Annotated in this window: 16 protein-coding genes and 1 tRNA gene; 3 read left to right on the top strand and 14 right to left on the bottom strand. The window is 73.9% G+C overall.

All coding sequences use genetic code 11. From position 1 onward, the window contains the following. Positions 1-8 precede the first annotated feature (8 nt). Entirely contained in the window at positions 9-779 is a 771-nt protein-coding gene (locus tag ACOOHC_RS11910) for a dihydropteroate synthase (RefSeq protein ID WP_420450623.1), read from the top strand. Here ACOOHC_RS11910 and ACOOHC_RS11915 read toward each other — a convergent pair. From ACOOHC_RS11915 to folK, 3 genes are read right to left on the bottom strand one after another with little or no spacing between them, the layout of a single operon-like run. After that, a complete protein-coding gene (locus tag ACOOHC_RS11915) occupies positions 770-1,384 on the bottom strand; it encodes a histidine phosphatase family protein (RefSeq protein WP_420450624.1) in 615 nt (204 codons plus the stop codon). The two genes, ACOOHC_RS11910 and ACOOHC_RS11915, sit on opposite strands and share 10 nt — an antisense overlap. After that, entirely contained in the window at positions 1,381-2,265 is an 885-nt protein-coding gene (locus ACOOHC_RS11920) for a glucosyl-3-phosphoglycerate synthase (RefSeq protein ID WP_420450625.1), read from the bottom strand. The genes ACOOHC_RS11915 and ACOOHC_RS11920 overlap by 4 nt, the downstream gene beginning before the upstream one ends. Continuing rightward, positions 2,262-3,110: a 2-amino-4-hydroxy-6-hydroxymethyldihydropteridine diphosphokinase gene (gene folK / locus ACOOHC_RS11925; protein WP_420450626.1), complete on the bottom strand. Its 849-nt coding sequence runs from the start codon at positions 3,108-3,110 to the stop codon at positions 2,262-2,264. Before folK ends, ACOOHC_RS11920 begins: the two co-directional genes overlap by 4 nt. 128 nt (positions 3,111-3,238) lie before the next feature. On the opposite strand from folK, the gene ACOOHC_RS11930 reads away from it, so the two are divergent. Continuing rightward, entirely contained in the window at positions 3,239-4,057 is an 819-nt protein-coding gene (locus ACOOHC_RS11930; RefSeq protein WP_420450627.1) for an SDR family NAD(P)-dependent oxidoreductase, read from the top strand. 30 nt (positions 4,058-4,087) lie between these two features. On the opposite strand, the gene ACOOHC_RS11935 is transcribed toward ACOOHC_RS11930, so the two are convergent. Together ACOOHC_RS11935 and ACOOHC_RS11940 are read right to left on the bottom strand one after the other, a co-directional pair. After that, entirely contained in the window at positions 4,088-4,456 is a 369-nt protein-coding gene (locus ACOOHC_RS11935; RefSeq protein ID WP_420450628.1) for an FKBP-type peptidyl-prolyl cis-trans isomerase, read from the bottom strand. Positions 4,457-4,493: 37 nt separating this feature from the next. Next, a complete protein-coding gene (locus ACOOHC_RS11940) occupies positions 4,494-5,396 on the bottom strand; it encodes an NAD(P)-dependent oxidoreductase (protein ID WP_420450629.1) in 903 nt (300 codons plus the stop codon). Between the two features lie 40 nt (positions 5,397-5,436). On the opposite strand from ACOOHC_RS11940, the gene ACOOHC_RS11945 reads away from it, so the two are divergent. Beyond that, positions 5,437-6,174, top strand: coding sequence for an endonuclease/exonuclease/phosphatase family protein (locus ACOOHC_RS11945; protein ID WP_420450630.1), 738 nt, complete (start codon positions 5,437-5,439; stop codon positions 6,172-6,174). A gap of 46 nt (positions 6,175-6,220) precedes the next feature. Here ACOOHC_RS11945 and ACOOHC_RS11950 read toward each other — a convergent pair whose 3' ends face one another. From ACOOHC_RS11950 to ACOOHC_RS11990, 9 genes are all read right to left on the bottom strand, one after another. Further along, entirely contained in the window at positions 6,221-6,775 is a 555-nt protein-coding gene (locus ACOOHC_RS11950) for a CarD family transcriptional regulator (RefSeq protein WP_420450631.1), read from the bottom strand. 355 nt (positions 6,776-7,130) lie between these two features. Further along, positions 7,131-7,207: transfer RNA gene (locus tag ACOOHC_RS11955), tRNA-Arg, on the bottom strand. 18 nt (positions 7,208-7,225) lie between these two features. Continuing rightward, on the bottom strand, positions 7,226-9,547 hold the full coding sequence (locus ACOOHC_RS11960; RefSeq protein ID WP_420450632.1) for a hypothetical protein: 2,322 nt from the start codon (positions 9,545-9,547) through the stop codon (positions 7,226-7,228). Between the two features lie 36 nt (positions 9,548-9,583). Then, positions 9,584-10,840 carry a competence/damage-inducible protein A gene (locus ACOOHC_RS11965; RefSeq protein ID WP_420450633.1) on the bottom strand — a complete coding sequence of 419 codons (1,257 nt, stop codon included), beginning with the start codon at positions 10,838-10,840 and terminating at the stop codon, positions 9,584-9,586. Continuing rightward, positions 10,837-11,409 carry a CDP-diacylglycerol--glycerol-3-phosphate 3-phosphatidyltransferase gene (gene pgsA / locus ACOOHC_RS11970; RefSeq protein ID WP_420450634.1) on the bottom strand — a complete coding sequence of 191 codons (573 nt, stop codon included), beginning with the start codon at positions 11,407-11,409 and terminating at the stop codon, positions 10,837-10,839. The genes ACOOHC_RS11965 and pgsA overlap by 4 nt, the downstream gene beginning before the upstream one ends. Positions 11,410-11,434: 25 nt before the next feature. Then, on the bottom strand, positions 11,435-12,793 hold the full coding sequence (gene rimO, locus ACOOHC_RS11975) for a 30S ribosomal protein S12 methylthiotransferase RimO (RefSeq protein ID WP_420450635.1): 1,359 nt from the start codon (positions 12,791-12,793) through the stop codon (positions 11,435-11,437). A 97-nt stretch (positions 12,794-12,890) separates the two neighbouring features. Then, entirely contained in the window at positions 12,891-13,844 is a 954-nt protein-coding gene (locus tag ACOOHC_RS11980; protein ID WP_420450636.1) for an SMP-30/gluconolactonase/LRE family protein, read from the bottom strand. Between the two features lie 154 nt (positions 13,845-13,998). After that, entirely contained in the window at positions 13,999-15,288 is a 1,290-nt protein-coding gene (locus ACOOHC_RS11985; protein WP_420450637.1) for an FAD-binding domain-containing protein, read from the bottom strand. Between the two features lie 121 nt (positions 15,289-15,409). Further along, positions 15,410-15,778, bottom strand: coding sequence for a DUF3253 domain-containing protein (locus tag ACOOHC_RS11990; RefSeq protein WP_420453793.1), 369 nt, complete (start codon positions 15,776-15,778; stop codon positions 15,410-15,412). Between the last annotated feature and the right edge of the window lie 12 nt (positions 15,779-15,790).

Here is a 15,790-nt window from a genome sequence, read left to right on the forward strand (position 1 = left end):
CGCGGGCCGTGTTCCTGTACGGCGTCGTCAACGCCAGCCCCGACTCGCTGTCGACCGCCTCGATCGCGACGACCGTCGACGCCGCCGTGGCCCGGGCGCGCTCGCTGCTCGCGGACGGAGCGGACGCGATCGACCTCGGCGGACAGGGGTCCACCGACGTCGCCGAGGTGGTCGATCCAGCGGTCGAGTGGGAGCGCCTCGCCGACCTCGTCCCCGCGCTCGCCACGCTCGGCGTCGAGCTCTCGATCGACTCCTGGCGACCGCAGGTCGTGCGCCGGGCGCTCGACGCGGGCGCCACGGTGATCAACGCCGCCGACGGGATGCAGCACGACGAGATGTGGGAGGTCGCCGCCGAGTTCGACGTTCCGATCGTGGTCCCGTTCCTCTCGGGCCCGAACCCGCGCGAGATGGCGCTGGTGACCCGCGACCCGCTCCGGGCGATGAGCGAGTACTTCGAGGCGCGCCTGGCGCAGGCCGACCGGTACGGCGCGCGCGCTCGCTGCGTGCTCGATCCCGGCACCGGGTTCGCCCCGCCCGGTTGGCCGTGGGAGCGCCGCTTCGAGTACCAGAAGCGGGTGTACTCGAACCTGGACGAGCTGCGCGAGTTCGGGCTCCCGATCTACATCGCCCTCCCGTGGAAGGAGACCGCGCAGCACGACGAGCTGCTCGAGATCGTCGTCGACCAGCGCCCGGAGTTCGGTCGGGCGCACCACCCGGCGAAGATCCGGCGCGTCCAGGCCGAGCGCGGGGTCCGACCGCCCGCGGGCGATCAGACGTAGCCGGCCTCGGTCGGCGGGGCCGGCGGCCCCCCGTCGCCGATCAGGGAGATGCGCTCGCCCACCGGCACCGCGACGTCCGCGCCGACCTCGAAGCGGCGTCCGGCGAGGTTGTCGAGCCGACGCCACCCGACTCCGGCCTCGTGGGCGCTCTCGAGCGCGTGGACGACCCCCCCGTGGGCGACGACGAGCGTGCTCGCCCCGCGGTCGGCGAGCGCCACCAGCGCCGCCGTCGCACGTGCCACGACCGATCCGTCGTCCTCGTAGCCCGGGGGTCGCTTCCCCGCCCCGAGGTGGCCGGGGTCGCGCTGCTCGATCTCGTCCCGGGTCAGGCCCTGCCACTCCCCCGCGTCGCGCTCGCTCAGCTCATCCACGGGCGCGAGGAGCTCGACGCCGAGTCCCGCGGCGAGGATCTCCCCCGTGCGCCGGGCGCGCTCGAGCGACGACGTCGCGACGACATCGAACGGCCCGGCCCGTCGGGCCGGGCCGACGGCGCGGCGTGCCTGGTCCACGCCCCGGTCGCTCAGCGGGGGGTCGGCGCGACCCTGCCACCGGCGCGCGGCGTTCCAGGTCGACTCGCCGTGGCGGACCACGAGCAGGAGCGTCACGAGGCCACCCGTCCCCGCGCCGCGATCGGGGGGCGGGTGGCCCGGTTGAGCGGCACCCGCGACCCGTCGGCTCGCAGCAGGGCGCCATCGCCGGCACCGCCCCCGGCGACGCCGGCGCGCTCGAGCACCGCCGCCGCCACCTCCGCCGCCTGCACGGACAGCGTCCGCAGATCGCGGTGGCGGTGGTGCCGGACCCCGAGGTCGATCTGCCCGATCGCGCCCACGCCCCGCTCCCGGGCGATGTCGATCAGCAGCGCGATCTCGACGCCCCACCCCTGCTCGAGCTCGAGGCGCTCGACCACGTCGCGGCGCACCGCGTACTCGCCCGCGAGGGGTTGCGCGACCGCGGCCAGCTCGGGGAAGAAGCGCGACAGGAGCGGGCGGGCGACCAGCTCGGTGGTGCGCCCCCCACCGCCCTCGTCGGCCGGTCGGCGGTACATCGCCTTGACCAGCGCGACGTCGTCGTGCTCGAGGAGCGGGGTCGCCAGGTCGACGACCCAGCTCGCCTGGAACCCGGTGAGGTCGCCGTCGCACCAGACCACCACGTCGCCGACGCTGGCGACCAGCGTCGCCCACAGCGCGTTGCCCTTCCCGCGACCGACGCCGTGGACCGAGTGCACCTCCTCGATGGGCACCACGCGGGCGCCGGCGTCGGCCGCCACGCGGGCGGTCGCGTCGGTGCTGCGGTCGTCGAGCACGATCAGCTCGGCGACCAGCCCGTCGTCGGCAGCGCGCGAGCCCATCAGCTCGGTGCGCACCGCCGAGACGATCTCGCCGATGGTCGCCGCCTCGTCGCGGCACGGGATGCACACCGACACCGAGCGCCGCGCCCGCGATCGGCCTGGTGCGGCACCGGCGGCGAAGGTCCGGATCCCGCTCACGCGCCGGGGAGGGGCCCGATCGAGCGGACGCCCGACGCGGGGAGGTCGTCCTCCCACCCCGGCGGGCAGCGGTCGGGCGCGATCTCGGCCAGCGGAGCCAGGACGAAGCGCCGCTCGGCGAAGCGCGGGTGGGGGATCGTCAGCTCCTCGCTGTCGATCACGACGTCGTCGAACAGCACGATGTCGACGTCGAGCGTCCGCGCTCCCCACCGAACCGTGCGCTGGCGCATCGCAGCCGCCTCGATGCGCTGGCAGCGGCGCAGCAGCGCGAACGGGTCCAGCGACGTCTCGACCTCGACGACCATGTTCAGGTAGGGCCCCTGCCCGTCGGGACCGCCGACCGGGTCGGTCTCGTACACCTGCGAGCGCCGCGGCACCCTGCCCAGCAGCTCGATCGCGCGCCGCAGGTGGGCTGAGCGATCTCCGAGGTTGGAGCCGAGCGCGAGGTGGGCGCGGTGCGTCGTGGTCGTCGGGATCTCGAGCTCGGCCCGGGCGCGACGGATCCGCACCGCCGTGGTCTGGGCGTCCACCGCGAGCGGCGGCCTCAGCTTCGTGAGGGTGACCTCGACGGCGTCGACGCGATCGAAGCGGAGGACCTCGTCGGCGATCCGCGCGACGAGGCGCTCGAGCAGGACGTCCTTCGACTCCTCGACGATCGCGACGACCCGATCGGCGACGAGACCGTAGTGGACGGTGTCGCCGAGCTCGTCGGAGCGCCCGGCGTCGCGCAGGTCGACGTCGACGACGAGATCGATCCGCAGGGGCTGGGGGACCTCGCGCTCGTGGGGCAGCGCCCCCACGATGGTGACGGCGCGCAAGCCGGTGATCTCGATCTGATCGATCATGACGACCAGTGTGGACGATCGGGGCCGCGATCCCCCGGTGGACCCGTCGCCGCCGCCGACCAGCTCACCGACGCGGCGACGGTGCGGCGGAGTCGGGGCGGACCGGACCGCTGCGCCAGACTCGGCGGATGAGCTCAGCAGAGGGACGACCATCGGAGATCACCAGCGGGGTCGTCGACCTGCGGGGACGCACGTTCGTGGTCACCGGCGGCAACGGAGGCATCGGGCGGGGGATGGCGGAGGGGATCGCCGAGGCGGGCGGTTCGCTCAGCCTGTGGGCGCGCGACGCCGAGAAGAGCGCGGCGGCGGTGGACGCCCTCCGTCGGATCGCGACCGACCAGGGCTCGGAGGCGACGATCAGCGCCAGGGTGTGCGACGTCGCCGACGAGGACCAGGTCGTCGAGGCCATGGCGAGCACCGTGGCCGAGCACGGGCGCATCGACGGGCTGTTCGCCAACGCGGGTCGGGGCGGGACGGGCACCCCGTTCGTCGACCTGACGCTCGAGGAGTGGCGCGCGGTGATGGCGGTCAACCTCGACGGCGTGTTCCTGACGCTGCGCGAGGCGGCCAAGGTGCTCGTCGAGCAGGGCGACGGTGGCAGCCTCGTCGCCGTGTCGTCGACCTCGGCGGTGCACGGCGCCGCCGGCAACGAGGCCTACGGCGCCGCGAAGACCGGGCTGAACGGCCTCGTGCGGGCGCTGGCGGTCGCCCTGGCCCGTCACCGCATCCGGGTCAACTCGATCCTGCCCGGGTGGACGATCACCGATCTGGCGGCGGGCGGGTACGCGAACGACCGGTTCCGCGACGCCACCGTCAAGCGGACCCCGGTGCGCCGGTGGGCCGACCCGGCGGAGTTCCGTGCCGTCGGAGCCTTCCTGGCCGACCCGTCGCAGACCTTCCACACCGGCCAGGAGATCTGCGTCGACGGCGGCTACACGGTGTTCTGAGCCGGCGGTGCGCCCGACGGCGCACGGAGATCAGTCGACGTCGAGCAGGTCGACCACGAAGACCAGCGTCTCGTTCGGCCCGATGACCCCGCCCGCGCCCGCCGCTCCGTAGCCCATCTCGGGCGGGATCGTCAGGCGGCGACGCCCGCCGACGCGCATCCCCTGGACGCCCTGGTCCCACCCGGCGATGACCTGGCCGGCGCCGAGGCCGAACCGGAACGGGTCCATCCGGTCCCACGAGGCGTCGAACTGCTCACCGGTCGACCACGAGACGCCGACGTAGTGGACGGTGACGCCGCTGCCGGCGGCGGCCTCGCCTCCCTCGCCGACGGTGAGGTCCTCGATCACCAGGTCGGTCGGCGGGTTCTCGTCGGGGATGGTCACCTCGGGCTTCGTCATCGGGGCGACGCTAGCGGCGCACCACCGCTTCGTCGGCTCACGGGTTCGTCAGGACGTCGACCAGCGCGCTGGTGTCCCAGCGTTCGCCGCCGCGCTGCTGGACCTGGGCGTAGAACTGATCGACGAGCGCGGTCACCGGCAGCCGCGACCCGTTGCGCCCCGCCTCCTCGAGCACGATGGCCAGGTCCTTGCGCATCCAGTCGACCGCGAAGCCGAAGTCGAAGCTCCCCTCGGCCATCGTGCGCGCCCGGTTGTCCATCTGCCAGCTCTGAGCTGCCCCCTGCCCGATCACCTCGACCACCTGATCGACGTCGAGGCCCGCCCGCTGGGCGAAGTTCACCCCTTCCGCGAGGGCCTGCACGAGGCCTGCCACGCAGATCTGGTTGACCATCTTCGTGAGCTGACCGGCTCCGGCATCGCCCATGCGCACGCACGTCGGCGCGAAGGTCGAGATGAGCGGTGCGACGCGCTCGAAGACGTCCTCGTCGTCGCTGCCGCACATCGCGGTCAGGCGGCCCTCCTCCGCTCCCGACTGGCCGCCCGACACCGGTGCGTCGACGAAGCCGACGCCGCGCTCGGCGCACTCGCCGGCCAGCTCGCGCGCCAGACCGGCCGAGGCGGTCGTGTGATCGACCAGGACCGAGCCCTCGCGCATCGTGGCGAGGCAACCGTGGTCGCCGAGCACGACCTCGCGGACGTCGTCGTCGTCGCCGACGCACATCATCACCACGTCGGCGTCCTCCGCGGCCTCGGCCGGGGTCGGGGACGCCTCGTGGCCGTTCAGCGCGACCCACGCCAGCGACTTGGCGGCCGTGCGGTTGTACACGCGCACGTCGTTGCCGGCCCGAGCGACGTGGCGCGCCATCGGCGCCCCCATCACCCCCATCCCGAGGAACGCGATCTGCGCGAGGTCGTCACGGCTCATGGCGGGGTGGCTCATGGCGGGAGTCTGACACGCGGATCGCTGCGAGACTGGAACGGTGCAGACCCGGGGGGTGGAGTGGACCGTCACGACGTGGAACCTCCAGGGATCCGAGCGCACCGACATCGCCGAGGTCGCCCGGACCGTGACCCGCGAGAGCCCCGACGTCGTCGTGCTGCAGGAGGTCCGCCGCTCGCAGGACGAGGAGCTGGCGCGCGCGCTCTCGATGTCGTCGACGTGGGCGCCCAAGCACAACCCGTTCCACCCCTTCCTGGCCTCGCGGACGGAAGGCGCCTCGATCCTCACCCCCCACCGCCTGCTCGACGTCGGCAGCGCGGTCGTGAGCGACGCCACGTCGTGGCGCACGTACCGGCGACGGATCGCGGTCTGGGCGACGGTCGAGCGGGGCGACGCCTCCGGCTACCGGGTCTACGGACTGCACCTGTCGCCGCACGACGGCGACGCACGACGACGCGAGGCGGATCGCGTCGCGCGCATCGTCGCATCGCACCCCCCGTCGCCCCCGGCCATCGTCGCCGGTGACCTCAACGACGCTCACGATCCCGAGATCGTGGGGCGCCTGCCCGGGGTCGAGCACCTCGTTCCGGCTCCGACGAACCCGAGCGACGACCCGACGCAGGTGCTCGACCACGTGCTGGTGCCCGTGGAGGCGACGTCGGTCGCGGTGACGGTCCCCGCCGGCGGGGACGCGGCCGCCCGGGTGTCGGACCACCTTCCGGTGACCGTGCGGTTCACGCTGGGGTGGGTCGGCTCCGGCATCGAGCTCGGCGGCTGAGCGGTCCGGGCCGCCTCGCCGTCGCCGACGAGCGGAACGGGACCGACTACTTCTTCTTCTTCTTCGACTTCGACGCCGGCTTGGCGTCGGCGTCGTCGTCGTCGCCGTCCTTCAGGACGCCCTTGGCGAGCGCGTCGTCGAGGTACAGCTCCGCGTCCTCCGCCGACACCTTGAGCGCCGGGCTGATCTCCGAGATCAGGTTCACCCGCGCCCGCTCGTACATCGTGCGCTCGGCCGCGGACAGCGAGGCTTCGCGGTTGCGCGCGGCGAGGTTCCGGACGACCTCCGCGACCTGGTACACGTCGCCGCTCTTCAGCTTCTCCTGGTGGTTCTTGAACCGCCGGCTCCAGTTGGACGGCACCCGTGGATCGGGCTTCGCGAGCACCGACACGAGGTCTTCGAGCTCGTCCGCGGAGACCGGCGGGCGGACGCCGACGTCGTCGGTCTTCTCGATCGGGACCTTGAGCGTCATCTCGTTGATGACGGTCTTGAGAATCAGGTACTCCTGCTTCTCGCCGAAGAACTCCATCTTCTTCGTGCCCTGCACGACGCACGCGCCGTGCTGGGGGTAGATGACGGTCTCGCCCTTCTTGAATCTCACGCAGTACCTCGCCTCTGGGGCAGTCGGGGAGGGCCACACTATCGGCGCCCGCCGTCGCGCCCGCCCGCCGCCGCAACTCGGTCCGGCACCCTCGGCAGGGTTCGAACCTGCGACCGTGCCATGAGAAGCGGACGTCGAGATCCAGCTGGCCTGGCACCCTCGGCAGGGTTCGAACCTGCGACCGTGCCATGAGGAGCGGACGTCGAGATCCAGCTGGCCTGGCACCCTCGGCAGGGTTCGAACCTGCGACCGTGCCATGAGGAGCGGACGTCGAGATCCAGCTGGCCTGGCACCCTCGGCAGGGTTCGAACCTGCGACCGTGTCATGAGGAGCGGACGTCGAGATCCAGCTGGCCTGGCACCCTCGGCAGGGTTCGAACCTGCGACCGTGTCATTAGAAGTGACGTGCTCTATCCAGCTGAGCTACGAGGGCAACGTCGCGAATCTACCGTCACACCCGCACGTCGGATCGGGCGCCGGTCGGCCCGGCCGGCGAGCCGGAACCGCCGCGTCCGCCCGTTCCGGCGACCAAGTCGGCGTCGACGAGGGTCTGCACCGCCCCGTCCTGGTCGAACCAGCCGAACGACGCTCCGCCCGCCGCGCCGGCGCCGTCGTCGGCGGGCTGCGCCGCGGTCGACGAACCCGGCGCGCCTCCCGTGCGATCCGATCCGGCCCCGCCGTCGGACCCCGAGCGACCCCCCGTGCCACCGTCGGCACCGAGCCCGCCCGCTCCCCCGCGCACGGTGCTGGACGCGATCTCCACCTCGGCGACGCGCGAGGTGAGCAACCCGAACGAGGGCCCTCCCGCTCCTCCACCTCCGCCGCCGCCCGAACCGCCGGCCCCGCCCCCGCCGCCACCGCCACCCGATCCCGATCGGGAGCCGACGGGCCCTGCGGCGCTCCCCCCGCGCCCGCCGTCCGCGCCCTCGCCCGCCTCCGCTCCCGGCGCGCCGTCGCCGCCGCGCCCACCCGCGATCAGCGACGAGGTGACCACGACCCGGTCGACGTCCACGGCCCAGATCCCCAGCGAACCGGCGCCTCCGTCCCCTCCCGGCGCGGCCGCTCCCCCGGCCCCGCCGGCACCCCCGCCGCCGCCGCCGCCGCCGCCCGGGCGTGGCCGGACCGTCGTGGTCGTCGTCGTGGTCGTCGTGGTCGACGGGCGCGGCCGGGTGGTCGGTCGCGGTCTCGCCGTCGACGAGGTGGCGGGGGCGGTCGTGGAGCCCGGGCCGGGAGCTGCAGCGGTCGTCGGAGGGACACCGGCGCCGCCGCCCCCGCCGCCGCCGCCGGAGCCCGCCTCGCCGGCCGATCCCGGCGAGCCCGACGGGCCGAGCGGCGTGACCGGGCCGCTCGAGGCCCGCACCTCGTCATCGGGGAGCGACTCGAAACCGGGGCCGCCGTCGCCGCCCGTTCCTCCCGCCCCGCCGTCGCCGCCTGCGCCCGGGCCGGCGTCGGGATCGCCGCTCGTGCCCGGCGCTCCGCCTCCGGGCCCCTCGCCCGCCGTTCCTCGCCCCACCACGGACCCCTCCGAGGTGCCCCCCGCTCCTCCGGCGCCGCCGCGGCGATCGGCGTCCCCGCTCCCCCCATCGGCACCCCGGTCCCCGACGGCATCAGCCCCGGACGCCCCCGGCCCCGGTGCACCGTCGTCGTCCGCGCCCGTGCTCGGCGTCGTGACCGCGTCGCCGCCGTCGCCGGCGTTGACCGTGGTGCGCTCGACGACGACCGAGTCGGTGTCGGTCACCAGGACCCCGACGCTCTGCGCCCCCGACCCGGCGGCCCCCGACGCCAGCCGGCTGTCCTCGATCCGCACGGTGCGTGCGCTCGCGATCCGCACCGCCACCGAGCGGGTGCCATCGGTGGCGTCGGCGGCCGTCAGCTCGATCGACGCGATGCGGCGATCGCCGTTGCCCGACAGCACGATCCCGCGCGCCGCCGACTCGATCACCGCTCGCCTCGACCGGTCGCGCCGCCACTCGCCGTCGAACCCGCCGTAGAGGCTTGTCCCCGAACCGAGCGAGATGGTGTCCGGCTCGCGGTACACCCCGACGCTGCGGACGTAGACATCGACGCCGCCGCCGATCGACGCTGCGGCGGCGATCGTGCGCAGCGGCGCGTCCATCGTCCCCGGATCGGCGTCGTCTCCGATCTCGCCGTCGACGAACACGGAGCGCTCGGGGTCCTCGAAGACCCGCACGACCACCTCGTCGCTCGCCACCACCCCGGCACCCGCCGTCCCCTGCGGTGCACCGTCCGTCCCGGAGCCGTCCGTCCCGCCGCCCGGGTTCGGCGCGACCGGCGCCACGGTCATCTCGAACACGAGGGTGACCACGTCGCCGGGCGCCCCGAACGTCACGGCACGCCCCGTCAGCGCACCGAGGCCCGACGTCACGTCCGGCCCCGCGACCTGGCGCCACACCACGTCGGAGTCGGCGACCCCGTCGGTCACGGCGCTCGCCCGCAGGGTGACGAGTCGACCCGCGCCGACGGCGAGGTCGGGTCCGGCATCGGCCACCGCCTCGCGGGGCGGCGTCGTCGTGGTCGTCGACGTGGTCGTGGTCGTCGAGCTCGTCGTCGACGTGCTCGTCGCCGCCGCCGGCGCCGTCGAGGCCACCGCGGGCTCGACGGCGCTGCGCGAGCGCCCGCCCGCGCCGGCGAGGAGGGAGGCGACGACGCCGATCGCCAGCACGAGGGCCGAGGCGACGGCGAGGCCGATCAGCGCGTTGCGCTGCCGACCGCGCGAGACGTCGGGAACCGCCGCGTTCGCTCGCCCTGCCACGTCACGAAGCTAGCGACGGCTCCGGCGGCGTCGGGCTCACCCCCGCGGGGCGGAGCCCAGGGCGGTGCGCAGGAGCCCGAGCGCGGTGATCACCGAGAACTGGCGCATCTGCTCGCGCGTGCCCGGCAGCGACACCCGCCGGACCTCGTCGAAGCCGGGCCCGACGATGCCGACGAGCAGAGTGCCGACGGGCTGGTCGTCCTGCTCGTCGGGCCCGGCCACGCCGGTGAGCGAGAGCCCGACGTCGGCGCCGAGCAGGTCGCGCGCGCCGTGGGCCATCTCCCGCGCCGCGCTCTCGGACACCACCTCGCCCGGCCCGACGCCCAGGAGACGCCTCTTGACGTCGGACGAGTAGCTGACGATCGAACCGAGCACGACGTCGCTGGCACCGGGGATCGCGGTGAGCCGTGCGCCGACGAGGCCCCCGGTGACCGATTCGGCGACCGCCAGGGTCGATCCACGTCCCCGCAGCTCCTCGAGCACGACCGACTCCATCGTCGCCTCGCCGACGCCGAACACGAGGTCGCCGAGTTCGTCGCGGATCCGCTGCTCCCAGTGGTCCAGCCGGGCCGAGCACACCTCGGCGCTCGCCGCCTTGGCCGTCAGGCGGACCTTGAGTCCCTCCCAGCCCGACGCGAGGAACGCGAGGGTGGGGGTTTCGGGCGATTCGAGCTCGGCGATGATCGGGTCGAGGCGCTCGTTCAGCCCGCTCTCGGACTCGCCCCACGTCCGCAGCACCCGGCTCTGGATGACGTCGTGCGAGCCGCTGCGCGCCACGAGGTCGGGGACGATCACCCGGGTGACCATGTCGCGCATCTCGTGGGGGACGCCGGGCACGGCGTAGACGACCTTGTCGATCCCGCCCACCTCGATCGGGCAGATCAACCCGGGCGCGGTCCCCCGGGTCTGCGCGATGACGGTCGCTCCACGCGGGACCATCGCCTGGCGCACGTTGCTCTCGGGCATGGTTCGACCGCGCGACTCGAACATCGCGCGGATCACCTCGACGATCGACTCGTCGAGCTCGAGCTCGGTGCCCGCGACGGCCGCGATCGCGTCGCGCGTCAGGTCGTCGTGGGTCGGCCCCAGCCCGCCGCAGACGATCACGGCGTCGGCGTCGTCGAGGAGCCGCCGGAGCTGGACCTCGATGCGACCCACGTTGTCGCCGACCTTGACCTGGACCAGGGAGTCGATGCCGGCGCCGGCGAGCTCCTCGCCCATCCACGCCGAGTTCGAGTCGATGATCTGACCGAGCAGGAGCTCGGTCCCCACGGCGAGGACGGCGACGTTCACGTCGAGGTCGTGGTCGACCCCATCCGTCCGGCGTCGACGATGTCGACGGGGACGGGGCGGGCGGAGCGGAGCAGGTACTGGGTCCCGCTGACGACGGTCAGGACGACGGCGACCCACAGCAGGACACCCCACGTCCACGTCGCGGCGGTCGCGGTGAGCGGGAGGAGGGCGAAGGCAACGGCGAACTGCTGCACCACCGTCTTGTACTTGCCGAGCTTGCTGGCCGGGACGCTCACGCCACGCCCGCTCTTGACGATCCGGTACGCGCTGATCAACATCTCGCGGCCCGCGATGAGCACGACGGGGACGAACCAGAACACGTCGTGGGCGACGAGGGTGAACATCGCGCCGAGCACGAGCACCTTGTCCGCCAACGGGTCGAGGAACGCGCCGACGGCGGTCGGGCCGCGCCGACGGGCGATCCAGCCGTCGACCATGTCGCTCGAGCAGAGCAGGAACCACAGAGCGAACGACCACCACGAACCGGTGCCGTCCTCGGGGATCGCGAGGAAGACGACGGGCGACACGAGGAGGCGCAGCGCGGTGATCGCGTTCGCCCAGCTGTTCACCGACTCGACCATCAGCGCCCGCCCATCAGCCGACCGCCGCCCCGGTGGCGACGTCGTCGTCGAGCGACTCGGGGCCGACCCCGGCGGCCACCAGATCGGGGCCGAGGGCGTCGACCACCTCGACCGACGCGATCTCGCCGGCCTCGAGGTCGTGGGGAAGGTGGACGATCCCGTCGATCTCGGGGGCCTCGCGGTGGCTGCGCCCGACGCCGACGGTGTCGACGAGCACCTCGACCGTCTCGCCGATCAGCGCGTCGCGGCGCTCGGCGGTGATCTCGTCCTGCAGCTCGCGCAGCTCCGCGAGCCGCTCGCGCACCAGGCCGTCGGCGACGTGGGAGTCGAGGCCGGCCGCGTGGGTGCCGTCCTCGTCGGAGTACGCGAAGAACCCGCACCAGTCGAGCTGGGCACGCTCGACGAACGCGAGGAGCTGGTCGTGGTCCTCCTCCGTCTCTCCCGGGTACCCGACGATGAAGTTGCTGCGGAACGCGGCCGCGGGCTCGCGCCGGCGGATGTCGTCGATGCGCCGGGCGAAGCGCTCGCCGTCGCCCCAGCGCCGCATCCGGCGCAGCAGCGGCTTCGACACGTGCTGCAGGGAGAGGTCGAAGTACGGCACCCCCGTCGCGCAGATCGAGTCGATCAGCGCGTCGGACAGGTCGCTGGGGTAGAGGTACAGCAGCCGGACGCGGTCGACGGCGTCGGCGACGGCGTCGACCAGGGGCACGATCGAACCGGCTCCGAGCTCGTCGGGGCGGTCCTTGCCGTAGGAGGCGAGGTCCTGGGCGACGAGGACGATCTCGCGTGCGCCCGTCTCCTCCACCTCGGTGAGGATCGCCGCGACGTCCCGGCTGCGCTGGGGACCACGGAAGCTCGGGATCGCGCAGAACCCGCACGAGCGGTCGCACCCCTCGGCGATCTTCACGTAGGCCCACGGCACCGCCGAGCGTGGTCGGGGCAGGTTGAGCAGGTCGAACTCGGGCAGCGGGACCGAGGTGACCGGGATCAGGGTGCGACCGGGCGTGCTCGGAGCCGCGGGGCGCTCGGTGCCGTCGCGCCGGGCGGGGGCGACGACGAACGCCTGGCCGAACCCGGCGACCTGGTCGACCTCGGGGAGCGCCTCGGCGAGCTCGTCGCCGTAGCGCTCGGCCATGCACCCGGTGACGACCAACCGGCTGCCGGATCGGCGGCGGTCGTCGAGCGCGAGGATCGCGTCGACGGACTCACGCCGTGCCGAGTCGATGAAGGCGCACGTGTTGACCACGACGAGGTCGGCCGCCGATGCGTCGTCGGTGGCCTCCATCCCGTCGGCGACGAGCGCGCCGACGAGCTTGTCGGAATCGACGTCGTTCTTCGGGCAGCCGAGCGTCTCGACGTAGAAGCGCTGCACACGAGCACGCTACCGCTCGTGGCCGCCCCCCTGCATCGAACCCGGACCCCGTCTGCGTCGCCGGCGGGCACGATCGACCGGCGGGGCGACCCCCGCGTCACTGGTGGGCGAGGCGCAGACCCGGTCGGGGCCAGGGGAACGACACGAGACGGCCGGTCGACGACAACGTGACGTACGCGGTCGACATGTCGTCTCCGCCGAAGCAGACGTTCGTCGTGATCACGTCCCCGGTGGCGTGGTGCTCGACCTGGGAGCCGTCCGGCGAGATGGCCAGCACCCCGCCGTCGATCAGGGCGGCCACGCAGACCCACCCGTCGCCGTCGACCGCGAGCGAGTCGAGCAGCACGCGCCCGGGCAGCCCGCACAGCAGCACCGACGTGTCGAACGGGACGGTCGGCGCGAGCACGCCCGGCTCCGTGATCGTGCGGCGCATCACGCGCCCGGTGTGGGTCTCGGCCCAGTAGAGCGTCGTCCCGTCGGGTGAGAGCCCGATCCCGTTGGGCGCATCGGTGGGGAACACGTGCTCGGTGATCGCCGAACCGTCGATGCGGGCGTGGTGGATCGACGACAGGTCGGCCGTGCGCGACCCCCAGTCGCGGATCCCGTGGTCGGTGAACCAGAACCCCCCGTGGCCGTCCATCACGATGTCGTTCGGGGCGCGCAGCGGTCGGCCGTCGCACTCGGTGTAGAGGTCGGTCACGGTGCCGTCGGCGGGATCCACGCGCTGGATCCGGCCACCGATGTAGTGGTCCGGGTCGAACGCCCCGGGGAAGGTGAGGCCCTCGTGGTGGGCGGGGCGGAAGCACCCTCCGTTGTTGCACAGGTAGATCGCCCCATCGGGTCCGATCGCGGCCCCGTTCGGCCCGCCCTCGATCTCGGCGACCGTGTCGGTCGTGCCGTCGGGGTGGACGCGGGTGATCCGCGGCCCGAACATCTCGACGAGGATCACCGAGCCGTCCGCCATCGCGATCGGGCCCTCGGGGAACTCGAGCCCGTCGGCGATCTCGGTCAGCTCGGGGTGCAGCTCGGTGATGGCGACGGTGTCGGGCATCGAGCCATCGTGCCACCTCGGTCCGTCGACCCATCACCCGGGCGCGCCGAGACGCTGTCGGCACGCGGGCGACGAGGGCGGCTCGCGGTCGGGCCGTGCGGCTCGCGGTCGTGGGCCGCCCGGCTCGCGACGGTCGACACCGAGCGCCCGTCGCTCAACTCGGCGCGCTCACGCCCTTCCGCCACGCCGAGAAGCTCGACACCGACCCCGAGGTCGGCGCCGTGAGCCACGGCCACGGGTGGGTCTCCACGACGTCGGCCCGCGACGCCCGAGCGGCGAACCCCGGGACCGGTGCGTGGGTGACGGCGACGGGCCGGTCGCCGAGCGCGACGACCGGATCGCCGACGTGCAGGTCGAGGTCACGGTGCTCGGCGAGCTCCGCGAGCGTCTCGGTGAGGAACACGAGGCGCTTGGACGAGAGCCCGAGGCGCGCCAGCAGCGGTCGATCGAAGGTGAACACCACGGCGAGATCCGGGTGCGCCGCCAGCGCCGGATCCTCGTCGCCCAGCGACTCGGCGGTGAGCCACACGGCGTCGGGGTCGCGCTCGCCCACCACCTCGGTCGGTCCGGCGAACGGCGAGGTGCCACGTCGAGCGGCCGCCGGGCGGTCGAGGGGCGTGAACGACGGGTCCGGCGGCCAGCCCTCGATCGGGCAGTCGTCGCGCAGCTCGCACGAGGCGCAGAGCTCGGGGGCGCGCTTCGCGACCTGCCAACGGCTGAACCCGTAGTGCTTCGACGATCCGACCCCCGTCGTCCACTGCCAACCGAGGCGGTTCGCGGCGCGCGACCCGTCGAGCAGGTGGGTGAAGAACGCGTCCTCGCCGTCCTGCCACCGGCGCCGGTCACGGATCGCCCACTGGCTCGACAGCCACATCCGGGTCTGGTTGACGAGCCACCCGTCGCGCTCCAGCTCGCCGACGGTCGCGTCCATGCACGCCATCGACCGATCCCAGCCGCCGAGGTCGCGGGTCGCGTCGTCGGAGTCGGCGAGCTCGCGCCGGATCCCGCGCCCGGAGCGCCCCCCGAGCCGGGCGTACCAGTGGCGGGAGAACTCCTGCCACAGCAGCTCGTCACGGAACTTGCGCACGTCGCGCGCCGGCCCGCCGGCCACGTGATCCCACACCCGGCGCAGCGGCAGCAGTCCGTGGCGGATGTGGGGCGACAGCGCCGACGCGCCACGCTTCGACTCGGGCAGCACCTGGTTGCGCTTCGCCGCGTACCCGGCGACGTCGTACGCCGCGAGCGACGCATCGGCGGCTCGCTGGCCGCCGTGGAAGCGACTCGAGCCGCCCACCTCGTCGCAGCACAGATCGCCGAGGTGCTCGGCGACGAACGCCTCGGCCGCGGCGCGGCCCGTCTCCGGGACGGCGACCTGCCTCGTGGGGGTCGCGTCCCCGGCCGGATCCGGGGGAACGGGGTCGAGATCGGGTGCGCCGTCGCTCACCGCGACATCGTGGACCCGACCGACCACCGCACGCCCACCCCTGCCCCGACCTCGCCGGCACGCATCCCGATGCGGTCCGACCCCATCGGTGGCGCGGACCCCATCTGCGATGACGCCGCGCTCAGGTCCGGCGGAGTCGGATCGGGCCCTTGGCGGTGGACGGGTCGACGACCCGTCCACCCTGGGTGATCTCGATCTCGCCCGCCGCCACGAGTCGCCGAGCGGCGGAGCGGGCCGGCTCCATCAGCGGTCGCCAGTCGTCCTCGTCGGCGCCGCCGACCGCACGTGCGGCCTCGGACGGGCAGATCGTCGCCCCGCCGGCGCGCCCGTCGAGCAGCTCGAGGATCGCCGCCTCCAGCGAGCGGTCGGTGGCGTTCACCCCGCGGCGCCGACAGGCAGCGGAGCAGTACCGGACCTGGTCCCAGTCGCGGGCCCACCGGCGACGCCACTCGATCGTGCGCCCGCACGCCGCGCACGGCTTGGTCGGCAGCTCCACCGCCGG

The sequence above is a fragment of the Ilumatobacter sp. genome, assembly GCF_965215205.1.
Lineage (GTDB): Bacteria > Actinomycetota > Acidimicrobiia > Acidimicrobiales > Ilumatobacteraceae > Ilumatobacter_A.

What these genes read in the sequence shown, in the direction of transcription:
- folK (WP_420450626.1), bottom strand. Translation starts at nt 3,110, where the DNA reads ATGATCGATCAGATCGAGATCACCGGCTTGCGCGCCGTCACCATCGTG.
- ACOOHC_RS11940 (WP_420450629.1), bottom strand. Translation starts at nt 5,396, where the DNA reads ATGAGCCACCCCGCCATGAGCCGTGACGACCTCGCGCAGATCGCGTTC.
- ACOOHC_RS11930 (WP_420450627.1), top strand. Translation starts at nt 3,239, where the DNA reads ATGAGCTCAGCAGAGGGACGACCATCGGAGATCACCAGCGGGGTCGTC.
- ACOOHC_RS11935 (WP_420450628.1), bottom strand. Translation starts at nt 4,456, where the DNA reads ATGACGAAGCCCGAGGTGACCATCCCCGACGAGAACCCGCCGACCGAC.
- ACOOHC_RS11980 (WP_420450636.1), bottom strand. Translation starts at nt 13,844, where the DNA reads ATGCCCGACACCGTCGCCATCACCGAGCTGCACCCCGAGCTGACCGAG.